Genomic DNA, 17441 nt, shown 5'->3' on the forward strand with positions numbered 1-17441 from the left:
ACGGGGAAACCAGCCCAACTGTAATTTATGCGCTTACTTGCTTTCGGCGTTACGCAAACGAGAAACCTCGTATAGAGAGATGCCCACAGCCATCGAAGCGTTCAATGACTCCATCGCGGAGTCGATAGGGATCGAAACGATCGCATCGCAATTTTCGCGAACCAAGCGGGATAGGCCCTTACCTTCGGAACCGACAACGATGCACAGTGGACCGGTGGCTAGTTCCAGATTTGGCAGATCCATATTGCCGCCAGCGTCCAGACCAATCACGAAGATTCCGGCAGACTTGATTTCTTTCAAGGCATTGGTCAGGTTGCTGCACTTAGCAACTGGTACGCGTACCGCAGCACCAGCACTGGTCTTCCAAGCCGAAGCGGTCATCCCGACACTGCGACGTTCTGGGATGATCACACCGTCAGCGCCGAAGGCCGAGGCGGAACGAATGATGGCGCCAAGGTTACGAGGATCGGTAATACCGTCCAAAGCAATGAACAGTGGCTGGGTGCGCTTGTAGCCGCGGGCATAATCCTTCACGGATTTCTGTGCCAGCTGTACGGCGTCCTTGTACTCATACGGTGGGATCTGCAGGGCGAGGCCCTGGTGGATTGCACCGTCGGTCATCCGCTCAAGTTCTACCTTGTTTGCTTCCATCAATGGGATGCCAAGCTCGTTAGCAAGCTTCAACGACTCACGTACGCGGTCATCAACCTCGATACGAATAGCAACGTGCAACGCCTTGGCTGGAATTCCAGCGCGCAAAGCTTCAACAACCGAGTTACGGCCGGTAACCATTTCCGCATTAACCTTGATGCGGTCGTTGCGCTTAGCTGCGGTGCGCTTGTTAGCAGCACGTTCGGCCAGCTCCTTGGTGCGGTATGCCTTGTGGTAAGGACGATCCTCGGCTTTCGGGGTGGGGCCCTTGCCCTCTAGGGAACGACGGCCCTTGCCGCCACTGCCCTTAGTTGGGCCCTTTTTGCCCTTACGAACCGCTCCCGCGCGTTCTTGAGGAGTACTCATTTGATCTGTCCTTTGTTATAAATTCTTATATTGGCCGCGGGTGCGGTTATTTGGTCAGTGTCCAGCGGGCACCGTCGGCTGAATCAGCAACGGTAATACCCGCGGAAGCCAGCGCGTCTCGAATAGCATCCGAACGCGCCCAGTCTTTCGCGGCTCGCGCTTGAGTTCGCTCCGCTAGTTGCGCTTGGATCAGAGTGTCTAACACTTCCGCTTCCGCGCTGTGCGCAGCGTTGGAGCTGCTACGTGCATCATCAAGTCCAAGAACTTCAGTCATGGCCAGCACCTGGCCGAGGGCTTCGAACACGATTGCGTCATCATTCGCATCCAGCCCGGCATTTCCGCGGCGCACCGCTTCGTGTAATGCGGCCAGCGCCATGGGCACGTTGAGGTCATCGTCCATCGCCGCACCGAAGGCTTCGGGCACCGAGGTTGCTTGCACCGTGCTATCGGTGTTTGCTGCCCGGTAGTTAGCGTTAGAAATGAAAGTATCGATACGTTCTACCGCGGCCGCTGCCTCGGTCAGCGAGTCTGGGCGGTAATCCAACTGTGAACGGTATTGAGCCTGACCCAGGAAGTATCGAACGACTCGGGCTTCGGCCAACTGCAACATTTCTTCCGGAGAAATCGTATTGCCAATGGACTTGCTCATCTTTTCTCCGGCATAGGTGACCATGCCGTTGTGCATCCAGTAGTTGGCAAATCCTTGGCCGGCGGCAGTTGACTGTGCCAACTCGTTTTCGTGATGCGGGAAGCGTAGGTCTAGTCCCCCACCATGAATGTCGAAGTGAGTACCGAGATATTTAGCCGCCATGGCCGAGCATTCCAAGTGCCATCCGGGACGTCCGCGTCCCCATGGGCTGGTCCATGATGCGGTGATCGGGTCGCTTTCCTTATGCCCCTTCCACAGTGCGAAGTCACGCGGGTCCCGCTTGCCACGCGGATCTGCGTCGGTTGCAGCCTGCATGTCATCAATCTTCTGTCGGGTCAATGAACCGTAGGCTTCGAATGAACGCACGTCGAAGTACACATCCCCGGAGTGATCGGTCGCCGGGTAGGCATGCCCCCGGGAGATCAACGTTTCGATCAGCTCATGCATTTCCGTAATATGCCCGGTTGCACGTGGCTCGTAAGTTGGTCTGCGTACCCCAAGTGCCGCATAAGCGTTAGCAAATTCTTGTTCAAAGCGGTAGGCCAGCGCGTACCAGGCTTCGCGTGGCTGGTAATGCTGATCAGCGGTAAAGCCGTCGGCGAAGGAGTTCGCCGACTTTTCCAGAATCTTGTCATCGATATCCGTGACGTTACGCACGGTGGTGACGTTAAATCCACGGTATTCGAGCCAACGGACCAAGATGTCATAGGCAATAGCACTACGCACGTGACCCACGTGCGGCATTCCCTGCACGGTTGCGCCACAGTAGTACAACTTCACTTCGCCGTCGGTTAACGGCTTAAAGTCTCGTACGGACGCAGTCTTGGTGTCATAAAATCGCAGGCTCACATCTTTAAGGTTATCCGAAGAAACCCATGGTTGTGCAGGGATGCGATAAGGAACGCATCGAAGTGTTGACTACTGGCCCTCTGGAACCACCGGATAGACCAGTGCAGTGGCATACGCGGTGACCCCGATTCCTTCACCTTCGTAGCCCAATCCGTCGCTCGTTGTTGCGGTGACGCTCACCGGGGCACCAAGCACGTCGGAAAGCAATTGGTTAGCTTCCTCGCGGCGGGCCGCGAAGCGTGGTCTGCGGGCCACAAACTGTACTGCGACGTTCCCAATTTCGAATCCCGCCTCGCGAACTAGGCGTGCGGCTTCTGCAAGCAGGCTCACACCGCTGGCACCAGCAAATTCTGGTCGATCCACCCCGAAGTGCGTGCCTAGATCACCTATACCGCTGGCGGAGAACAATGCGTCGCAGGCTGCGTGGGCTACCGCGTCCCCATCCGAATGCCCGGATAACCCAATGTCATCTGGGAAGAACAGCCCCGCAAGCCACATTTGTCGTGTCGGATCGGTGCTGACCGCGTGAACATCGATGCCGTTGCCGATACGTGGGATGACCATGTTTTGCTCCAGTTGATTCCGCTGTGCTGGCTCGAATAGCCGGTTGACCGCATCTAGATCCTCTGGGTGGGTGACCTTGAGTGACCGCGCGTCGCCGGGAACAATATGTACTTCGATGTCACAGGCGCGAACAATCGACGCATCGTCGGTGACTCGCTCTAAATCCTTAAGGCTGTAATGATCCAGTCGTGAGTGAGCTGCCAGCAGAGTTTGCGCGGCAAATCCTTGCGGAGTTTGTACCGCACGCAGAGTACTTCGGTCCGGGGTCTGAACCACGATCTGACTGCCGGTCTCTGGGTCGCTGGCCACCACACTGATGGTGTCAGTAACCGCCAATGCAGGGATGACCGCTTGCACACCGGGCTTACCCAGTTCAGCAAGGATTAACTCATATTGGGCAACAGGTGCGAAGGCTCGTGCAGCGTCATGCACCAGAATGTGACTGACGTCCGCGCTCACCTTGGCAAGCCCCTTACGTACTGAGGCAGCTCGGCTGCTTCCTCCGGGGACCGTGCGCACCAGCTGCGGATAGCCGGATAGTCTCTCGGTCAGCCGGGAATCCTCCGGGGGTACCACCACGATAATTTCTTTGACCTGAGGAACACAAAGCATGCTATCTAATGCGTGCTCGGCTAAAGATTTTCCGCGCACCTGCACTAACGCTTTGGGCATCCCGGCACCTAGACGGGTTCCCGTCCCTGCTGCCACGAGGATTACTGCTACAGATTGTTCTTGTTGCTCGCTCACGAGGCTCAGCCTATCGCGCAACGCGGAACTGATTAAATGACTAAACCGTGGGTCGCTTTGCGGCGTCCCACGGTTAATTGTCTTTAAGCATCTGCTGCTACTGACTTAACAAAATTTAGGCGGAAGCCAAAACTTCGTCCAGTAGAACTTCTGCCTTGGTCTCATCCAGGTCCTTGGCCAGAGCCAATTCGCTGATCAATACCTGACGGGCTTTGGAGAGCATACGCTTTTCGCCTGCGGACAGGCCACGGTCATTCTCACGACGCCAAAGGTCGCGAACGACCTCTGCCACCTTGATGACATCACCGGAGGCTAGCTTTTCCAAGTTTGCCTTGTAACGGCGCGACCAGTTGGTCGGCTCTTCAGTAAATTCAGCACGAAGGACATCGAACACATGGTCCAAGCCTTCCTGACCTACCACGTCACGCACGCCAACCAGATCAACGTTCTCTGCTGGAACCTCAATGGTCAGGTCGCCCTGAGCCACTTTGAGCTTGAGATACATTTTCTCTTCGCCCTTGATCTTGCGCATTTTGATCTCTTCGATCATTGCCGCGCCGTGGTGCGGGTAGACAACAGTCTCGCCAACCTCAAAAACCATGTGAATAAACCCCTTTCCCACCTCCCAGTCTACCACGAGCAGGCTTGCGAAAATCTTCACTATGGCCCAAATAACCCCGAAAAGACGCGGAAGAACCTCTTCCACTTGCGGGAGAAACGTGGTATGAAGTTAACAGGTTGAGCGGACCACCCCTTTCCCACAAACCGCAACAACCTACTACAACTTGTCGAAATCGATGTGTTGCACGTCGCTAAATCACGTTCTAAGCCGAATTACGGTTAGGCTTAGTACTAGTCGTGGTCTTCGTGTTCCCCCGCGCCTTGGGTGCGGAACACCGAAAATGGCCGCGAATCCGCAACTCATTATTCTCACCGAGGAGTTAGTGCCGTGATCACCGCACGCATGACCGCTGGACGTCGTATCGCTACGTCCCTAGCCGTGGCTGCCCTGGCATTCGGTGTCACCAGCTGTGGCGCCATCAACCAGCAGTCGACTACCGACCAGTACAACGCATCCGATGGCATCCATGTTGATGTTGCCAATGCCGAGGTTCGCAACCTGATGTTCGTCGCAAACACCGACGACTCCAAAGCTCGCCTCATCGGCTCGGTAGTCAACGATTCAGATAGCGCAGTCAGCGTGCAGATCAAGGCCGGCTCAGCCGCAGCCGTGAGCATCGATGTTCCTGCCAACCAGGTCGTCAAGCTTGAAGATGACAAGAACGAAAAAGTCATCTCCTCGCTGGGTGTCAAACCAGGTGAGCATGCAGAGACTACCTTCACCGCCGCCGGCGAAAACGTAAACTTCAGCGTTCCAGTTGTCGATGGCACCCTCGCCGAATACCGTGACTTCGTTCCGGGCGGTTACGATTCAACCACTACCGAGCACCTGAAGCCGGTCGAGCACGAGTCAACCTCGGGCCACTAAGCAACTCAAGCAATAAATAAAGGCTTCGGCCTTCGACGATTCTCTCCTAGAGTGAATCAGTCGAAGACCGAAGCCTTTGTTGTTTCTCGGTGTTGCTCGGGTGGTTAGGCTACGAACTTATAGCCGAGGCCACGCACGGTTACCAGGTGTTCCGGTATCGCAGGATCCGCCTCAATCTTTGAACGCAGTCGCTTCACATGCACGTCAAGAGTTTTAGTGTCCCCCACATAATCACTGCCCCACACGCGATCGATCAACTGACCACGGGTAAGTACCCGGCCGGCGTTGCGCAGTAACATTTCTAGCAGCTCAAACTCCTTCAAAGGCATGGCCACCTCGGCGTTACTCACCGAGACCACATGGCGTTCAACGTCCATGCGTACCGGGCCGGCGGTGACCACATTGGTGATCAATTCTTCGGCCTCACCTTGACGGCGAAGTACCGCACGGATGCGAGCCAGGAGTTCACGTGAGGAGTAGGGCTTGGTGACGTAGTCATCCGCGCCGAGCTCAAGGCCCACCACCTTGTCGATTTCCGAATCCTTGGCGGTGAGCATGATGACAGGGACTTGGCTGGTGGCGCGGATCTGCCGAATCACCTCGGTGCCCGGCTGTCCGGGAAGCATCAAGTCAAGCAGCACCAGATCGGCGCCGTGGCGCTCAAAATCGGTGACAGCCACAATACCATCGTCGGCGATGCGCACCTCAAAACCTTCACGTTCCAACAGGTAGGAAAGTGGGTCTGAGAGCGACTCTTCGTCCTCGACGATCAAAATGCGGGTCATCGGCGTTCTCCTTCACGATCCGCCACGCTTGTGGCGCTCGCTTTATCATTCGTCGTATCGGTGGCCAATTCCGAGGGCTCGGCCCCTTCTTCATCCACTATGGGAAGCCTGAGTGTGAACGTGGATCCCTGTCCGGGCTGCGACCACAACGACACTTCGCCGCCATGGTTTGCGAGCACGTGCTTGACGATGCTCAGCCCCAGGCCGGTACCGCCGGTTTGCCTCGAACGCGCACCATCCACCCGGTAGAAGCGTTCAAAGACGCGTTCCTGTTCCTCGGCGGAGATCCCCGGGCCCTGGTCGGTGACCGAAATCTGTGCGTAGCCATCGCGCTGACGCAGCCCTACCCCGACGGTAGTATTTGGCGGCGAGTAGCGGATCGCGTTGTCGATCAGGTTACGCAGGGCCGTCATCAGCAGATCACCGTCGCCGTGGATCGCCACGTCGAGCTTCCCACCCACGGTAATGCTGATTCCCTTTTCCTCGGCCAGTAGCTTATTGCGATCAACAGCCTCACTGATCACCGATTCGATCGCTACGTCCTCACCGTGCAGGATCGAATCACTGGACTGTAGCCGGGACAATTCGATAATGTCCTGGACCAAAGCTGCCAGACGTTTAGATTCCTTTTGCATACGGGTAGAGAAGCGGCGTACCGCAACCGGGTCATCCGCGCCGTCATTGATTGCCTCAGCCAGCAACGACATCGCACCGACCGGGGTCTTCAGCTCGTGAGATACGTTCGCCACAAAGTCGTTACGCATCGCCTCGGTGCGGGTGATATCGGTGCGATCATCGGCCAGCAGCAGGATATATTCTTCGCCTAGCGGGGCCACACGAACATGCACGATTAGTTGTCCCGCACCTAAGGTGGCACGTTGCAGCTCATATTGGCTTTCGGCGATAACCCCATCGGCGCGTACCTGACGCACTAACGTGGCCAGTTCCTCATGGACCAGCGTGTGTCCGCGTACCAGCCCATAAGCATAGGAGGCAGGGTTGGCACGAACCACGCCGTCCACGTCATCCAGGATCACAAACGCGCGGCCAATGACCGATAGTACCGAGGCGGCACCTTCGGGCAGTATCGGTTCGTCAACATCGGGAAGCCCGGAGGCACGCCGCTGCGAAAAGCGGTAGGCGGCCAGCCCAACTAGTCCCAAGGCCAAACCGATCAGGCCGGCGAGCAGGGTCGAAATCACTTCGTTCACATTATTAGACTAGCTTCCATGACACGTGGTGAAGGTGCCAGATGACGCTAATTAGCGCTTTTCTGTAGGCTGTTCACCAAACGTTCACTTTCCGTGGGATATTCGTTAATAACCCGCTGGCAAGGTGGAAGCAGACCCTCCGCCATGCCCAAAAACAGGGGCATAGGATTCCGTAACTCGAAAGGACCTTCAATGCGTAAGGTATTTCAGGCAGATCTGCAGCAAATCGGCGAAGAGCTGATCGAAATGTCCCGGCTAGTGGCCATCGCCATGGACCGCGCTTGGGACTCGCTGGCCAACGCCGACGTTGATCTGGCACAGGAAGTCATCGCGGCCGACGCGAAAATCGACTTCCTTCAGAACCAGCTCGACGAGCGCGCCATCGACACCCTCGCTTTGCAGGGGCCGGTTGCCTCGGACCTGCGCATGATTGTGGGCTCGTTGCGCATGAGCGCTTCACTGGAGCGCATGGGCGACCTCGCACGCCACTTAGCTCAGCTAACCCGACTGCGTTTCCCTAATCACGCAATCCCGGAGCGAATTTCTGAGACCTTCGCACAGATGGCGGAGGTAGATATTCAGATTGCCAAGGAAGTAGGGCGTCTGCTTGACACCCGTGATCTGGCGATCGCAAGGGCAATCATTGAACTGAACCACAAGCTGGACGGGTTGCACGCCAGCGTATTCACCGTGATTGCTGACGAATCCTGGGATGCCACGGCGCCAACCACCGTAGATGTCTCGCTGACCAGCCGCTACCTTGAACGGTTCGGTGATCATGGGGTATCCGTAGCCCGCAAGGTGACCTACCTAGTAACCGGCGAATGGGATCCGGCCGAGTTTTAAACTCAATCCATTCGGACCCTAAAATTCAACGGCGGTGCGTGCTTTCGGTTCATTCCGATAGCACGCACCGCCGTTTTTTTGCCCGTGCGCGGCGTAGGGAAAGTCGTTTACGAAAGATGACCAAGGCAAACTTCAAGATATGCGCCCTAGGGTCGTGTAGGTCCATTTCCCGGCCATGCACCCCCACTAGGCGCCCGTTGCCCACGCAGGGTCTACGCGTCGATGACACGGCATTGAACGCTGGAATGGTTACTGCCTAATGTTGCGTCTTATTCGCTGGCCGATTCAGAGCCTTAAAGCGTTAAGGGATGGCGCATCAGTAGATGCTCCATCCCTTAATTACTTTTGGTTCACCTGAAGTGGACCAATATTAAGATTGGGTATTAGCCTTCGCACTCAACGCAGAAACCTACGTTGCCCTCTTCACGAACTAGCTGTGAGCGGTGACGAATCAAGAAGCACGAGCCACAGATGAACTCGTCTTCCTTCTGCGGAACAACCGTAACGGTTAGTTCCTCGTTGGACAGGTCTGCACCTGGCAGGTCCATACCGTCGGTGTGATCGGCCTCGTCGAGTTCGCGCACAACGCTCTTGGCGTCTGGTGCGTTTGCGGACTTAACCGCGTCTAGAGAAGCCTTACGCGCCTCGGCAACGTCCGGGCGGACTTCATCGTAATCAGTTGCCACGAATTGCATTCCTAACGTGAGCCATTGAGCCTATTCGAAATAGGAGATTACAGCATACTAATACCAGAAACACAATCGTGTGGCGTTGTTTCGCTCACAGCCTGTCATTCATTTGGATTTTAGGCTTAAGAAACAACGAGGCGGACCGGTGCTTTCATGAAAAATGAGAGCACCGGTCCGCCACAGAAAAAATCGAATAAGGACTACTTACGGCCCTGATTCGCTACAGCCTTGATCGCATCGGCAGCAGCATCTGGGTCCAAATAAGTTCCACCAACGGTGATTGGCTGGAAGTTTTCATCCAGTTCGTAAACCAGTGGGATGCCCGTAGGAATATTCAGGCCGGCGATGGCCTCATCGCTGATTCCGTCCAGGTGTTTAACCAACGCACGCAACGAGTTACCGTGCGCTGTGACTAAGACGGTTTTCCCTGCGGACAGGTCAGACTTAATCTCGTTTTCCCAGTACGGGAGCATCCGCTCAAGTACGTCCTTGAGACACTCGGTGCGTGGAGCGTTCTCGCCTAGTTCGGCGTAACGCTCATCGTTAGCCTGACTGAATTCCGAGGCATCGTCCAAGGCCGGTGGCGGAGTGTCGTAGCTACGACGCCACTGCATGAACTGCTCTTCGCCGAACTCGGCCAAAGTTTGCGCCTTATCCTTGCCCTGCAACGCACCGTAGTGACGTTCGTTCAGACGCCAGTCACGATGCACTGGGATCCACCCGCGACCGGCAGCCTCAAGTGCGAGGTTGGCGGTGGTGATCGCGCGGGTCAGCAACGAGGTATGTAGCACCTCAGGCTTGTAACCGGCTTCAGTCAGCAGCTCGCCACCGCGTGCGGCTTCGGCACGACCCTTGGCAGTTAGGTTCACGTCGTACCATCCGGTGAACAGGTTCTTTTCGTTCCATTCGCTCTGCCCGTGGCGAAGCAAGATCAAAGTATGGGTCATAGTCTCCATCCTAGCCAATCGCACACAACTACTGCGCGAAAGTTAAGCTGCCGCGGAAAAAAATAACACCCCGAACTTCATCTGGCGAAGTTAGGGGTGTCAAAAGTTTCATCTGTAAAGCCGGATTAGTTGTACCAGTTGCCGCTCTGGCCGCTCACCGCAGGCTTGACGTCAGCCAGGTACACGCAAGCGACACAGGCGGAGATTAGCTGCAGGAACCCTCCACTGCTCGCCGGGCCGGAGACCACGGTAAGTACCGAAATGATCGTGGCACCACCGGTCAACGCCATCCACCAGCCCTTGGTGCGCTTACCCTCTTGGGTGTAGCGTGCCGCCTGGTGACGCACGCAGTCAGCTAATGCCCAGATGGCGATTATGCCAACAACAATGCTGAGCGCATACATCATGTACGCCTCAATTAATAATGCTAAGCCCATGTCTACACTCTACCTTTTGTGCAGGTAGACGAGGCAACCACTATTGAGCGAGTCTTCAGATCAATTCCAAGGCTTGATGAAGATCTAGCCACAGGTCTTCTACCGCTTCGATGCCTACCGAGAGGCGAATCAGATTGTCAGGAACGCTGTCAGGTTCATTAGCATGGCGGGCTCTGCGCTCAGCCAGAGTTTCTACCCCGCCCAGTGAGGTAGCACCGGTAATCAAGGCAAGCTCATCGATGAGTTTGTCCGCGTCAGCGGCAGTTGCACCTACGGTAAAGGAAATCACCGATCCGTAACCACTCATCTGCTCGGTAGCGCGCTGATGTCCGGGATCAGAGGGCAGCCCCGGATATCGCACCGAGGTCACCTTTGAGTGCTCCGCAAGACGCTCGGCCAAGATCTGGCTGTTTGCCTGAGACCGTTCGATTCGCACCGAGAGCGTACGCACACCACGCAAAGCCAAGAAGACATCCATCGGCGAGGCAATAGCACCATGCAAGGTGCGGTGCCCATGTAATTTGCTACGTAATTGTTCATCGCTGGTGACTACCGCGCCGAGGATCAAATCCGAATGCCCCGAAAGGTACTTAGTCACCGAATGGACCACTAGATCTGCCCCTAAGGTCAACGGCTGTTGCAGCAGGGGTGTGGCGAAGGTGTTATCCACAATGCTCAACACTCCTGCGGCCTTCGCCGCGGCCAACAAGGCAGGAAGATCCGCGACTTCCAACATAGGGTTGGTTGGAGATTCCAGCCAGAGCACGTCGGCGCCAGTCATCGCGCTGAGCACCTCATCGGTATTAGCGACATCGACCGGACGGACGGTGAATCGGCCTGCCGCTTGCAGTTCTGCGCTCAAGCCCAGTGATCCGTTATACGAATGTTTTGGTAATACAAGCACGCCACCCTCGGGAACCAGAGTCAACGCCGCGGAGATGGCCGCCATCCCAGAGGAAAAGACTAAAGCCGGATAATCTGCTTGCTCTAGCTGACCTAACACTTCCTCGAAAGGATCCCAGCTAGGGTTCGAGAATCGTGCATAGACACGATCTCCCGCGCCCGCCAAACCATGCGAGTGATAGGTCGAGGTAAAGGTAATCGGATGATTGACCGGACCATCGTTAGTATGCGCAGGGCGTCCCCCAGCGACGATCAGCGTCTTGGGGTCCCATGATGGCGTTGGTGTCGAAAGATCTTGCTGTTCACTCATGAGCACCAGATTACGCCCGTCAACCACTGCATCGCACAAGCGCTAACGCTGGAAGCACACGTTATGACTCGGCTTGTTCGTCACTCTTAGGTCCGTGGCCCGCTAAAGTACCTTTTTACTCGGCCATGTTAGCTAGGGTAGAGGGGTGAGTATCGATTCGACTGCATCCCAGCGTGGCCTGTTCATCGTCTTTGAAGGCGGCGACGGTGCCGGCAAATCCACTCAAGTGGACATGACCCGCCAGTGGTTGGAAAATCGTGGCTCCCGCGTGGCCACCACACGGGAGCCCGGCGGCACCCAAATCGGTGAGAAGTTACGTTCTTTAGTGCTTGAGCATGGTCACGGCGAGATTGATTCGCGGACCGAAGCGCTGATGTATGCCGCTGCGCGCGCGGCTCACGTACAACAGTTCATTAAACCAAAGCTAGAATCCGGGACTCATGTCATCTGCGATCGCTTTGTCGATTCCTCATTGGCCTACCAAGGCATGGGACGGGCGTTAGGCTTTGATGCCGTCGCCTCCATCAACGATTTTGCGACCTCCGGGCTGAAGCCAGATGTCACGATCATCTTGGATATTTCCGCTGCTGATGGCCGCGCCCGGCGGATCGCAGCTACCGACGGCGTGGAGCAGGCCGATCGACTAGAAGCCGAGCCAGATGAATTTCATGAGCGTATCCGCAACGCATTCTTCGAACTGGCAGCGAAAGACCCGCAGCGCTACTTGGTTATTGATGCCACCGGCGGCATTGCGCAGCTCCAAGAGCAAATAACTACGCACCTTGCAGGCTTGTTGTGAGCCGGCCGGTCTTTGCCGAGCTCGCCGGCCAACAGCGAGTGGCCGACTCACTGATAGCTGAAGTAGATCAAGGAAACCCGACTCATGCATGGCTGGTGACCGGCCCGCCGGGCTCCGGACGAACCACCGCGGCGCGGGCGTTCGCTGCGGCATTGCAATGCACCCAAACTCCAGCAGGGTGCGGTCAGTGCGAAGCCTGCAAGCAGGTAATGGCAGGCAACCACCCTGATGTGTCCTTTGTGTCGACGAATAAGGTCGCATATCAAATCGAAGATGTTCGCCATTTGATTACTCGCGCCCAAGAACGCGCAGGAAAAGGTAAGTGGCGCATCATCATCATTGAAGATGCCGACCGGATGACTGAACGAACGACCAATGTTTTGTTGAAGGCCATTGAAGAACCACCAGCAATGATGATCTGGATTCTCTGCGCCCCCTCGCCTGCTGACGTGCTGGTCACCATTCGTTCTCGCTGCCGAGCAGTTAATCTGTCGGTGCCCTCCGCCACCGACGTGGCAGACCTCTTAGTTCGACGTGACGGTTTAGACCCGCAGATGGCACAGTTTGCGGCTCGTGTTTCACAATCGCATATCGGCGTAGCGCGGCTATTGGCTCGCGATGAAAAAGCTCGCGAGCGCCGCGAAAAGGTTGTCACGCTGCCGCTGCGACTTTCTACCCTTCCGCAAGCAATGGCGGCCGCCGCGGAAATCTCGACTCTGGCTAGTGAACAAGCCGAGGCAATGACCGGTTCGCAACTCAACGCACAAATAGCAGAGTTACGCCATGCAAATGGGCTAGGTGAAGAGGAACATATTCCACCTGGATTACGTGGCCAGTTTAAATCTTTGGAAGAAAACGCCAAGCGTTTCGCCAGGCGTGCCACTTTTGATGCCCTTGACCGGACGCTGATAGATTTGACCACTTTCTTCCGAGATGTGCTCAGCTTGCAACTACATTCGGGGATTGAGTTAATCAACGAGCATCTGCGCGACAAGCTAGAGCCTTATGCTGCTTCCCAACGCAGCGAAAAGACCTTGGCTCAGCTGGACGCCATTAACGAAACCAGGCAGCGACTGGCGGCCAACGTTAATCAGCTTATTGCGCTGGAGGCCCTGATGGCTCGGTTGCTCCCTAAACCGGGACGCCGCTAGTCCTGCCACCACTCATTTCTCACATTCCTTCTAATCAGGAGACGCAACAGTGCCTGCACGTTCTTCATTGCTCCGCTTAGCGTCCGCCGGCGCGGTCTTATCCCTCGCCTTGGTTTCCTGTGTCGGAGGCGAGCCGACTAACAGCACGCCCGATTCATCGGTATCTCAGAATCAACCTAGCGCTTCTCCGGAAGTCCAAGGCGACTTGGTCACGTACTACGAGCAGGACATCCAGTGGGAGCCCTGCGAAAACGGCGTCGAGTGCGCTACGGTTCAGGTCCCATTGGACTACGCCAACCCCGAGGATCAAAACATTGATCTAGCGCTCAACCGGCGCGTATCCGAGGGTGCAAAGCGAAATCTTCTGATTAATCCGGGTGGCCCAGGCATATCTGGGATGGAGATGCTTACCGAAACAGCACCCTACATTTTTAGCGACAAGGTAAAGCGCGAATTTAACACTGTCGGGTTCGATCCTCGAGGAGTGGGCGAAAGCTCCCCGGTTCAGTGCGAAACGGATGAGGAGAAAGACCAGAGCCGGCAAGAGAATTTGCGAGCATGGGTTCCCGAAGACCGCGAAGAGCTCGTTGAGCAGAGTAAAGATTATGCCAAGGACTGCGCACAAAATACTGGCGACCTCCTTGGACATGTAGATACCGTCTCCGCAGCCAAGGATCTAGATATCATTCGCGCAGTGTTGGGGAACGAAAAACTAGATTATCTAGGCTTTTCTTACGGCACATTCCTTGGTGCTACCTACGCAGATCTCTTTCCGCAACGCGTGGGTAATTTAGTTCTAGACGGCGCGATGGATCCCACGATTACCATGGCAGAGCTAGATAAAGAGCAAGCAATTGGCTTTGAAGGAGAAATCGATGCCTGGCTTCAAAGTTGTTTGGACGGCGAGCAATGCCCCTTCGACGGAACGCTTGAAGAAGCCAAGATGCAGTTGCAGCTCTTCTTTACTCAGATTGAGAATGAGCCGCTAGTATCCAGCGATGGACGAACTGTTCCCATCATCGACTTCGTCAATGGGTTCATCATTCCGCTCTACGACAACTCCAGCTGGCCAATGCTGAGCACCGCCATGACCGAAGCCATGTCCGGCAACGTTGACCCGATTCTGTACTTTTCAGACCTTTCCAACAGCCGGGACCAAGATGGGGTGTACACCTCAAACGCGGATGAAGCCTTCGTTGCAATCAATTGCCTTGACCGGCCCATGGATTCGGATCCCGAGACCATGCAGGCACAGGCTACTGAGCTTATGCGCGTCGCCCCAACACTTGGAAAATATTTTTCCTACTACGCACTAAATTGCAAGGAATGGGAATACCCAGCAACTGGTACTCCTCAGAAGCTTGAGGCAAAGGGCTCAGATAAAATTCTTGTCGTCGGTACCACCGAGGATCCTGCCACCCCTTACAAGTGGTCGCAATCGCTTGCCGACCAGCTATCTAATGCCACCTTGTTAACTTATGAAGGGCATGGGCACACTGCCTACGGTCGTTCTAACGACTGCATTGACCATGCAGTGGAGAGCTACCTCATCGAGGGCAAAGCACCCAAAGAGGGAACTCAATGCTGAGCATCTCAGCTTCACAGCCAGGACTCGTTTTGACGATCTCCGACGTACTCAGATAAAGTTACGAGGTGCCTGTTTACAGGTATCGGCCTCCTTAGCTCAGGGGTAGAGCAGCTCCCTCGTAAAGAGCAGGTCGGCGGTTCAAATCCGCCAGGGGGCTCGGCTGAAGAAAAACCCCGGAACCGTGTAAAACACGTGGTTCCGGGGTTTTTCGTTTTCTTCTTCGCTTAGCGACTTCGCGCATGCACCAAATGGATCATCATGGCGATGATCTTGTGTGTGACAACGATTCCAAAAATGAAGGAGACTAAGAAACAGCCATATCCGGCGATTTCGAAGCCTGAAAGCGCCAGAATATTGCTCCCGCCGTCCTGATACGACCGCTGTAGGCCAATGGCTTGCAATAGGAATCCGATCACGCTGAGCACAATCATTAGCCAAAAATAGATTAAAGTATCGTTGCCTGGTTTTTTATTTATCAACTCGTCACTTTCGAATAAGCATGTTTGATTAGATTAATCATAATCCATCTCTATGCTATACGCCTCAAAATAGGCTTCGATTCAACGTGGGTGATTCGCGGCCATACATAGTTAATCCGATATCGGATTCGGGCGATGACTGCTGACTTGATGATGTCGCCACGCTGGAAGCGCCGAGGTTTGGGTCTAGAAACGCCCGCATGACCGTTCAACGAATAAGCCAAGGCCTAAGCTTCTGAGCGAAGTTCAGGCCTTGGCTTAAGTTGGGACAGACTAGGAATTACTCGAAATCAGAAACAGCGGGGTCCGCTGCGATACGACCCTCTGCACCTCGATCTAAGCCGTTGATCGCTGCAAGATCCTCGTCATCAAGCTTCAGCTCAATCGCTTCGAAGTTCTCGATGATCCGTGAATCGGTGACCGACTTAGGAATCACTACGCTACCCACGGCCAGGTGCCAAGCGATTACTACCTGCGCTGCGCTGGCTTGATGCTTTTCCGCGATCTCAACAATGACTGGGTCCGTTAGCAATTCCCCGCCATGGCCTAGAGGAGACCATGACTCGTGCGCGATGCCATGCTTAGCTTCGTACACACGTAGTTCGGTCTGTGGGAAGTACGGGTGGGTTTCCACCTGGTTTATCACCGGACGTACTCCGGTCTGCTCGTAGAGTTCTTCTAACGCCTCAACGGTGAAGTTGCAGACGCCGATCGAGGTAGCTTTTTCGTCCTTCTGAAGCTGGATCAGCGCCTTCCAGGTGTCCACGTAGGTGCCACGCTGCGGCTGCAACCAGTGAATCAGATATAGATCGACATAGTCCAAGCCCAACCGCTCTAGAGAAGCCTCGGCTGCGGCGATCGTTTTGTCGTAACCCTGATCAGAGTTCCAGACTTTGGTAGTTACGAAGATTTCACTACGCGGAATGCCACTGCTAGCAATAGCCCGTCCGACGCCTTCTTCGTTTCCGTAGATACGTGCGGTGTCAATATGTCGGTATCCGGCATTCAATGCCTTACCTACCGCGACTTCAGCCTCAGCGTCTGCGACCTTCCAGACGCCGTAGCCGATCTGGTCGATGCAGTTACCATCATGGAAATTAGTTTGTGGAACAGTTTGGATCATGCAACTAATTTAGTGCATGAATCTGGATGGACGGGTGACTGGCACCACGATTTTCCCTTTTACTTAACGTCAGCAAGCAATTTAGCCGCCTGCGAAACATCATCTTTAACGATTTGGGCCCTGTGCTCAACAGGCTTCAGATTAGTTTCTTCGCCATCTTTAGCTTGCATGCGCATCATCGCAATCACCTGCGCAGTGGTCGCCAAGTCATTGGCTGACTTTGTCAGTGCTCGGTGTACTTGAGATGTCGCCTGCGGGATGTGCTCATCTTCGCTGGGAGTCAGCTTCTGCGAATCGATGCAAAGCTGGCGCACCTGCGGGAGCAAGTCGGCTAGTTCATTAGCGCGCACAACAACTTCGTTGTACAAGTCGTTGTCTTCGATTCCTTCTAGAACCTGAAAAACACGGTCCAAGGAGCGCACAAACCTATCGTGGGCACGGCGCCAGACACCTTGCCCAAGATCACGGCTAATTGCACGTTGATCGCGTAAACGCGAGAAAAAACCCATCACACTCTTTTTGCTAGGTCGCTACCAAATAAACTAATACCAGACTACCGGCCACCGCCAAATCTTCCCCGGTCTGTGGCATCGCATAACACCAAAGGAGCCTTGGAATTCGAATTATTTCGAATTCCAAGGCTCCTTGACTGAAGCGACTTACCGGTTAGCAGCAACGCCCTTGCGGGTTGTTCTCTTGCCAGTCGGTGTAGTCAACCCAAAACTCACGTTCCGACATCGGTTCAGCGTCCGGATGGGTTTTAGCTAGATGCTCAAGATACTGCCGATACTTGTCAGCACCCATCACACCTTCCATAAAGCGCGCCACCTGATCCAGCCTTGCGCGAAGTCCGAGCAT

General features: G+C 55.1%; 18 protein-coding genes and 1 tRNA gene. 6 read left to right on the forward strand and 13 right to left on the reverse strand.

All coding sequences use genetic code 11. The annotated features are described in order from the left end of the window. Positions 1-33: 33 nt before the first annotated feature. From rlmB to CIK74_RS10645, 4 genes are all read right to left on the reverse strand, one after another. Positions 34-1017 (reverse strand): 23S rRNA (guanosine(2251)-2'-O)-methyltransferase RlmB, encoded by a 984-nt coding sequence (rlmB, locus tag CIK74_RS10630; RefSeq protein ID WP_096256191.1) that lies wholly within the window; start codon positions 1015-1017, stop codon positions 34-36. Positions 1018-1063: 46 nt separating this feature from the next. After that, positions 1064-2515, reverse strand: a complete 1452-nt coding sequence (cysS, locus tag CIK74_RS10635; protein WP_096256192.1) for a cysteine--tRNA ligase — start codon at positions 2513-2515, stop codon at positions 1064-1066. Between the two features lie 69 nt (positions 2516-2584). Next, the gene (gene ispD / locus CIK74_RS10640) at positions 2585-3826 is read right to left on the reverse strand and encodes a 2-C-methyl-D-erythritol 4-phosphate cytidylyltransferase (protein ID WP_096256193.1); all 1242 of its coding nucleotides are present in this window, start codon (positions 3824-3826) and stop codon (positions 2585-2587) included. A 115-nt stretch (positions 3827-3941) separates the two neighbouring features. Beyond that, a complete protein-coding gene (locus tag CIK74_RS10645) occupies positions 3942-4427 on the reverse strand; it encodes a CarD family transcriptional regulator (RefSeq protein ID WP_096256216.1) in 486 nt (161 codons plus the stop codon). 348 nt (positions 4428-4775) lie between these two features. Between CIK74_RS10645 and CIK74_RS10650 the strand changes: the two genes are divergently transcribed. After that, positions 4776-5315 (forward strand): hypothetical protein, encoded by a 540-nt coding sequence (locus tag CIK74_RS10650; RefSeq protein ID WP_096256194.1) that lies wholly within the window; start codon positions 4776-4778, stop codon positions 5313-5315. 104 nt (positions 5316-5419) lie between these two features. Here CIK74_RS10650 and CIK74_RS10655 read toward each other — a convergent pair whose 3' ends face one another. Together CIK74_RS10655 and CIK74_RS10660 are read right to left on the reverse strand one after the other, a co-directional pair. Next, positions 5420-6100, reverse strand: coding sequence for a response regulator transcription factor (locus CIK74_RS10655; RefSeq protein ID WP_096256195.1), 681 nt, complete (start codon positions 6098-6100; stop codon positions 5420-5422). Beyond that, a complete protein-coding gene (locus CIK74_RS10660) occupies positions 6097-7311 on the reverse strand; it encodes an ATP-binding protein (protein WP_170947845.1) in 1215 nt (404 codons plus the stop codon). Before CIK74_RS10660 ends, CIK74_RS10655 begins: the two co-directional genes overlap by 4 nt. Positions 7312-7503: 192 nt before the next feature. Between CIK74_RS10660 and phoU the strand changes: the two genes are divergently transcribed. Beyond that, positions 7504-8157 (forward strand): phosphate signaling complex protein PhoU, encoded by a 654-nt coding sequence (gene phoU, locus CIK74_RS10665; protein WP_096256196.1) that lies wholly within the window; start codon positions 7504-7506, stop codon positions 8155-8157. A gap of 383 nt (positions 8158-8540) precedes the next feature. On the opposite strand, the gene CIK74_RS10670 is transcribed toward phoU, so the two are convergent. From CIK74_RS10670 to CIK74_RS10685, 4 genes are all read right to left on the reverse strand, one after another. After that, entirely contained in the window at positions 8541-8843 is a 303-nt protein-coding gene (locus CIK74_RS10670) for a DUF4193 domain-containing protein (protein ID WP_096256197.1), read from the reverse strand. 203 nt (positions 8844-9046) lie between these two features. Beyond that, a complete protein-coding gene (locus CIK74_RS10675; protein WP_096256198.1) occupies positions 9047-9793 on the reverse strand; it encodes a phosphoglyceromutase in 747 nt (248 codons plus the stop codon). Positions 9794-9918: 125 nt separating this feature from the next. Further along, a complete protein-coding gene (locus CIK74_RS10680; RefSeq protein WP_096256199.1) occupies positions 9919-10230 on the reverse strand; it encodes a DUF2516 family protein in 312 nt (103 codons plus the stop codon). A 55-nt stretch (positions 10231-10285) separates the two neighbouring features. Continuing rightward, positions 10286-11443, reverse strand: coding sequence for a PLP-dependent transferase (locus tag CIK74_RS10685; protein ID WP_096256218.1), 1158 nt, complete (start codon positions 11441-11443; stop codon positions 10286-10288). 145 nt (positions 11444-11588) lie between these two features. On the opposite strand from CIK74_RS10685, the gene tmk reads away from it, so the two are divergent. From tmk to CIK74_RS10705, 4 genes are all read left to right on the forward strand, one after another. After that, positions 11589-12242 (forward strand): dTMP kinase, encoded by a 654-nt coding sequence (gene tmk / locus CIK74_RS10690; RefSeq protein ID WP_096256200.1) that lies wholly within the window; start codon positions 11589-11591, stop codon positions 12240-12242. Next, the gene (locus tag CIK74_RS10695; RefSeq protein WP_096256201.1) at positions 12239-13393 is read left to right on the forward strand and encodes a DNA polymerase III subunit delta'; all 1155 of its coding nucleotides are present in this window, start codon (positions 12239-12241) and stop codon (positions 13391-13393) included. The genes tmk and CIK74_RS10695 overlap by 4 nt, the downstream gene beginning before the upstream one ends. A gap of 49 nt (positions 13394-13442) precedes the next feature. Then, positions 13443-14981 (forward strand): alpha/beta hydrolase, encoded by a 1539-nt coding sequence (locus CIK74_RS10700; protein WP_240520527.1) that lies wholly within the window; start codon positions 13443-13445, stop codon positions 14979-14981. An 85-nt stretch (positions 14982-15066) separates the two neighbouring features. Further along, positions 15067-15138 (forward strand) — tRNA-Thr (locus tag CIK74_RS10705). A gap of 602 nt (positions 15139-15740) precedes the next feature. Here the strand turns inward: CIK74_RS10705 and CIK74_RS10715 are convergent. The 3 genes from CIK74_RS10715 to CIK74_RS10725 all read right to left on the reverse strand — a co-directional run bounded on the left by CIK74_RS10715 (position 15741) and on the right by CIK74_RS10725 (position 17441). Then, positions 15741-16583, reverse strand: a complete 843-nt coding sequence (locus tag CIK74_RS10715) for an aldo/keto reductase (protein WP_096256203.1) — start codon at positions 16581-16583, stop codon at positions 15741-15743. A gap of 59 nt (positions 16584-16642) precedes the next feature. Next, positions 16643-17092, reverse strand: coding sequence for a hypothetical protein (locus CIK74_RS10720; RefSeq protein ID WP_096256204.1), 450 nt, complete (start codon positions 17090-17092; stop codon positions 16643-16645). A gap of 157 nt (positions 17093-17249) precedes the next feature. Beyond that, complete coding sequence (locus tag CIK74_RS10725) at positions 17250-17441, reverse strand: YbdD/YjiX family protein (RefSeq protein ID WP_096256205.1); 192 nt, start codon at positions 17439-17441, stop codon at positions 17250-17252.

It is taken from the genome of Glutamicibacter sp. BW77 (assembly GCF_002332285.1).
Taxonomy (GTDB): Bacteria; Actinomycetota; Actinomycetes; order Actinomycetales; family Micrococcaceae; genus Glutamicibacter; species Glutamicibacter bergerei.

What these genes read in the sequence shown, in the direction of transcription:
- CIK74_RS10715 (WP_096256203.1), bottom strand. Translation starts at nt 16,583, where the DNA reads ATGATCCAAACTGTTCCACAAACTAATTTCCATGATGGTAACTGCATC.
- CIK74_RS10645 (WP_096256216.1), bottom strand. Translation starts at nt 4,427, where the DNA reads ATGGTTTTTGAGGTTGGCGAGACTGTTGTCTACCCGCACCACGGCGCG.
- CIK74_RS10675 (WP_096256198.1), bottom strand. Translation starts at nt 9,793, where the DNA reads ATGACCCATACTTTGATCTTGCTTCGCCACGGGCAGAGCGAATGGAAC.
- CIK74_RS10680 (WP_096256199.1), bottom strand. Translation starts at nt 10,230, where the DNA reads ATGGGCTTAGCATTATTAATTGAGGCGTACATGATGTATGCGCTCAGC.
- CIK74_RS10655 (WP_096256195.1), bottom strand. Translation starts at nt 6,100, where the DNA reads ATGACCCGCATTTTGATCGTCGAGGACGAAGAGTCGCTCTCAGACCCA.
- rlmB (WP_096256191.1), bottom strand. Translation starts at nt 1,017, where the DNA reads ATGAGTACTCCTCAAGAACGCGCGGGAGCGGTTCGTAAGGGCAAAAAG.
- phoU (WP_096256196.1), top strand. Translation starts at nt 7,504, where the DNA reads ATGCGTAAGGTATTTCAGGCAGATCTGCAGCAAATCGGCGAAGAGCTG.
- CIK74_RS10725 (WP_096256205.1), bottom strand. Translation starts at nt 17,441, where the DNA reads ATGCTCGGACTTCGCGCAAGGCTGGATCAGGTGGCGCGCTTTATGGAA.
- CIK74_RS10720 (WP_096256204.1), bottom strand. Translation starts at nt 17,092, where the DNA reads ATGGGTTTTTTCTCGCGTTTACGCGATCAACGTGCAATTAGCCGTGAT.
- CIK74_RS10685 (WP_096256218.1), bottom strand. Translation starts at nt 11,443, where the DNA reads ATGAGTGAACAGCAAGATCTTTCGACACCAACGCCATCATGGGACCCC.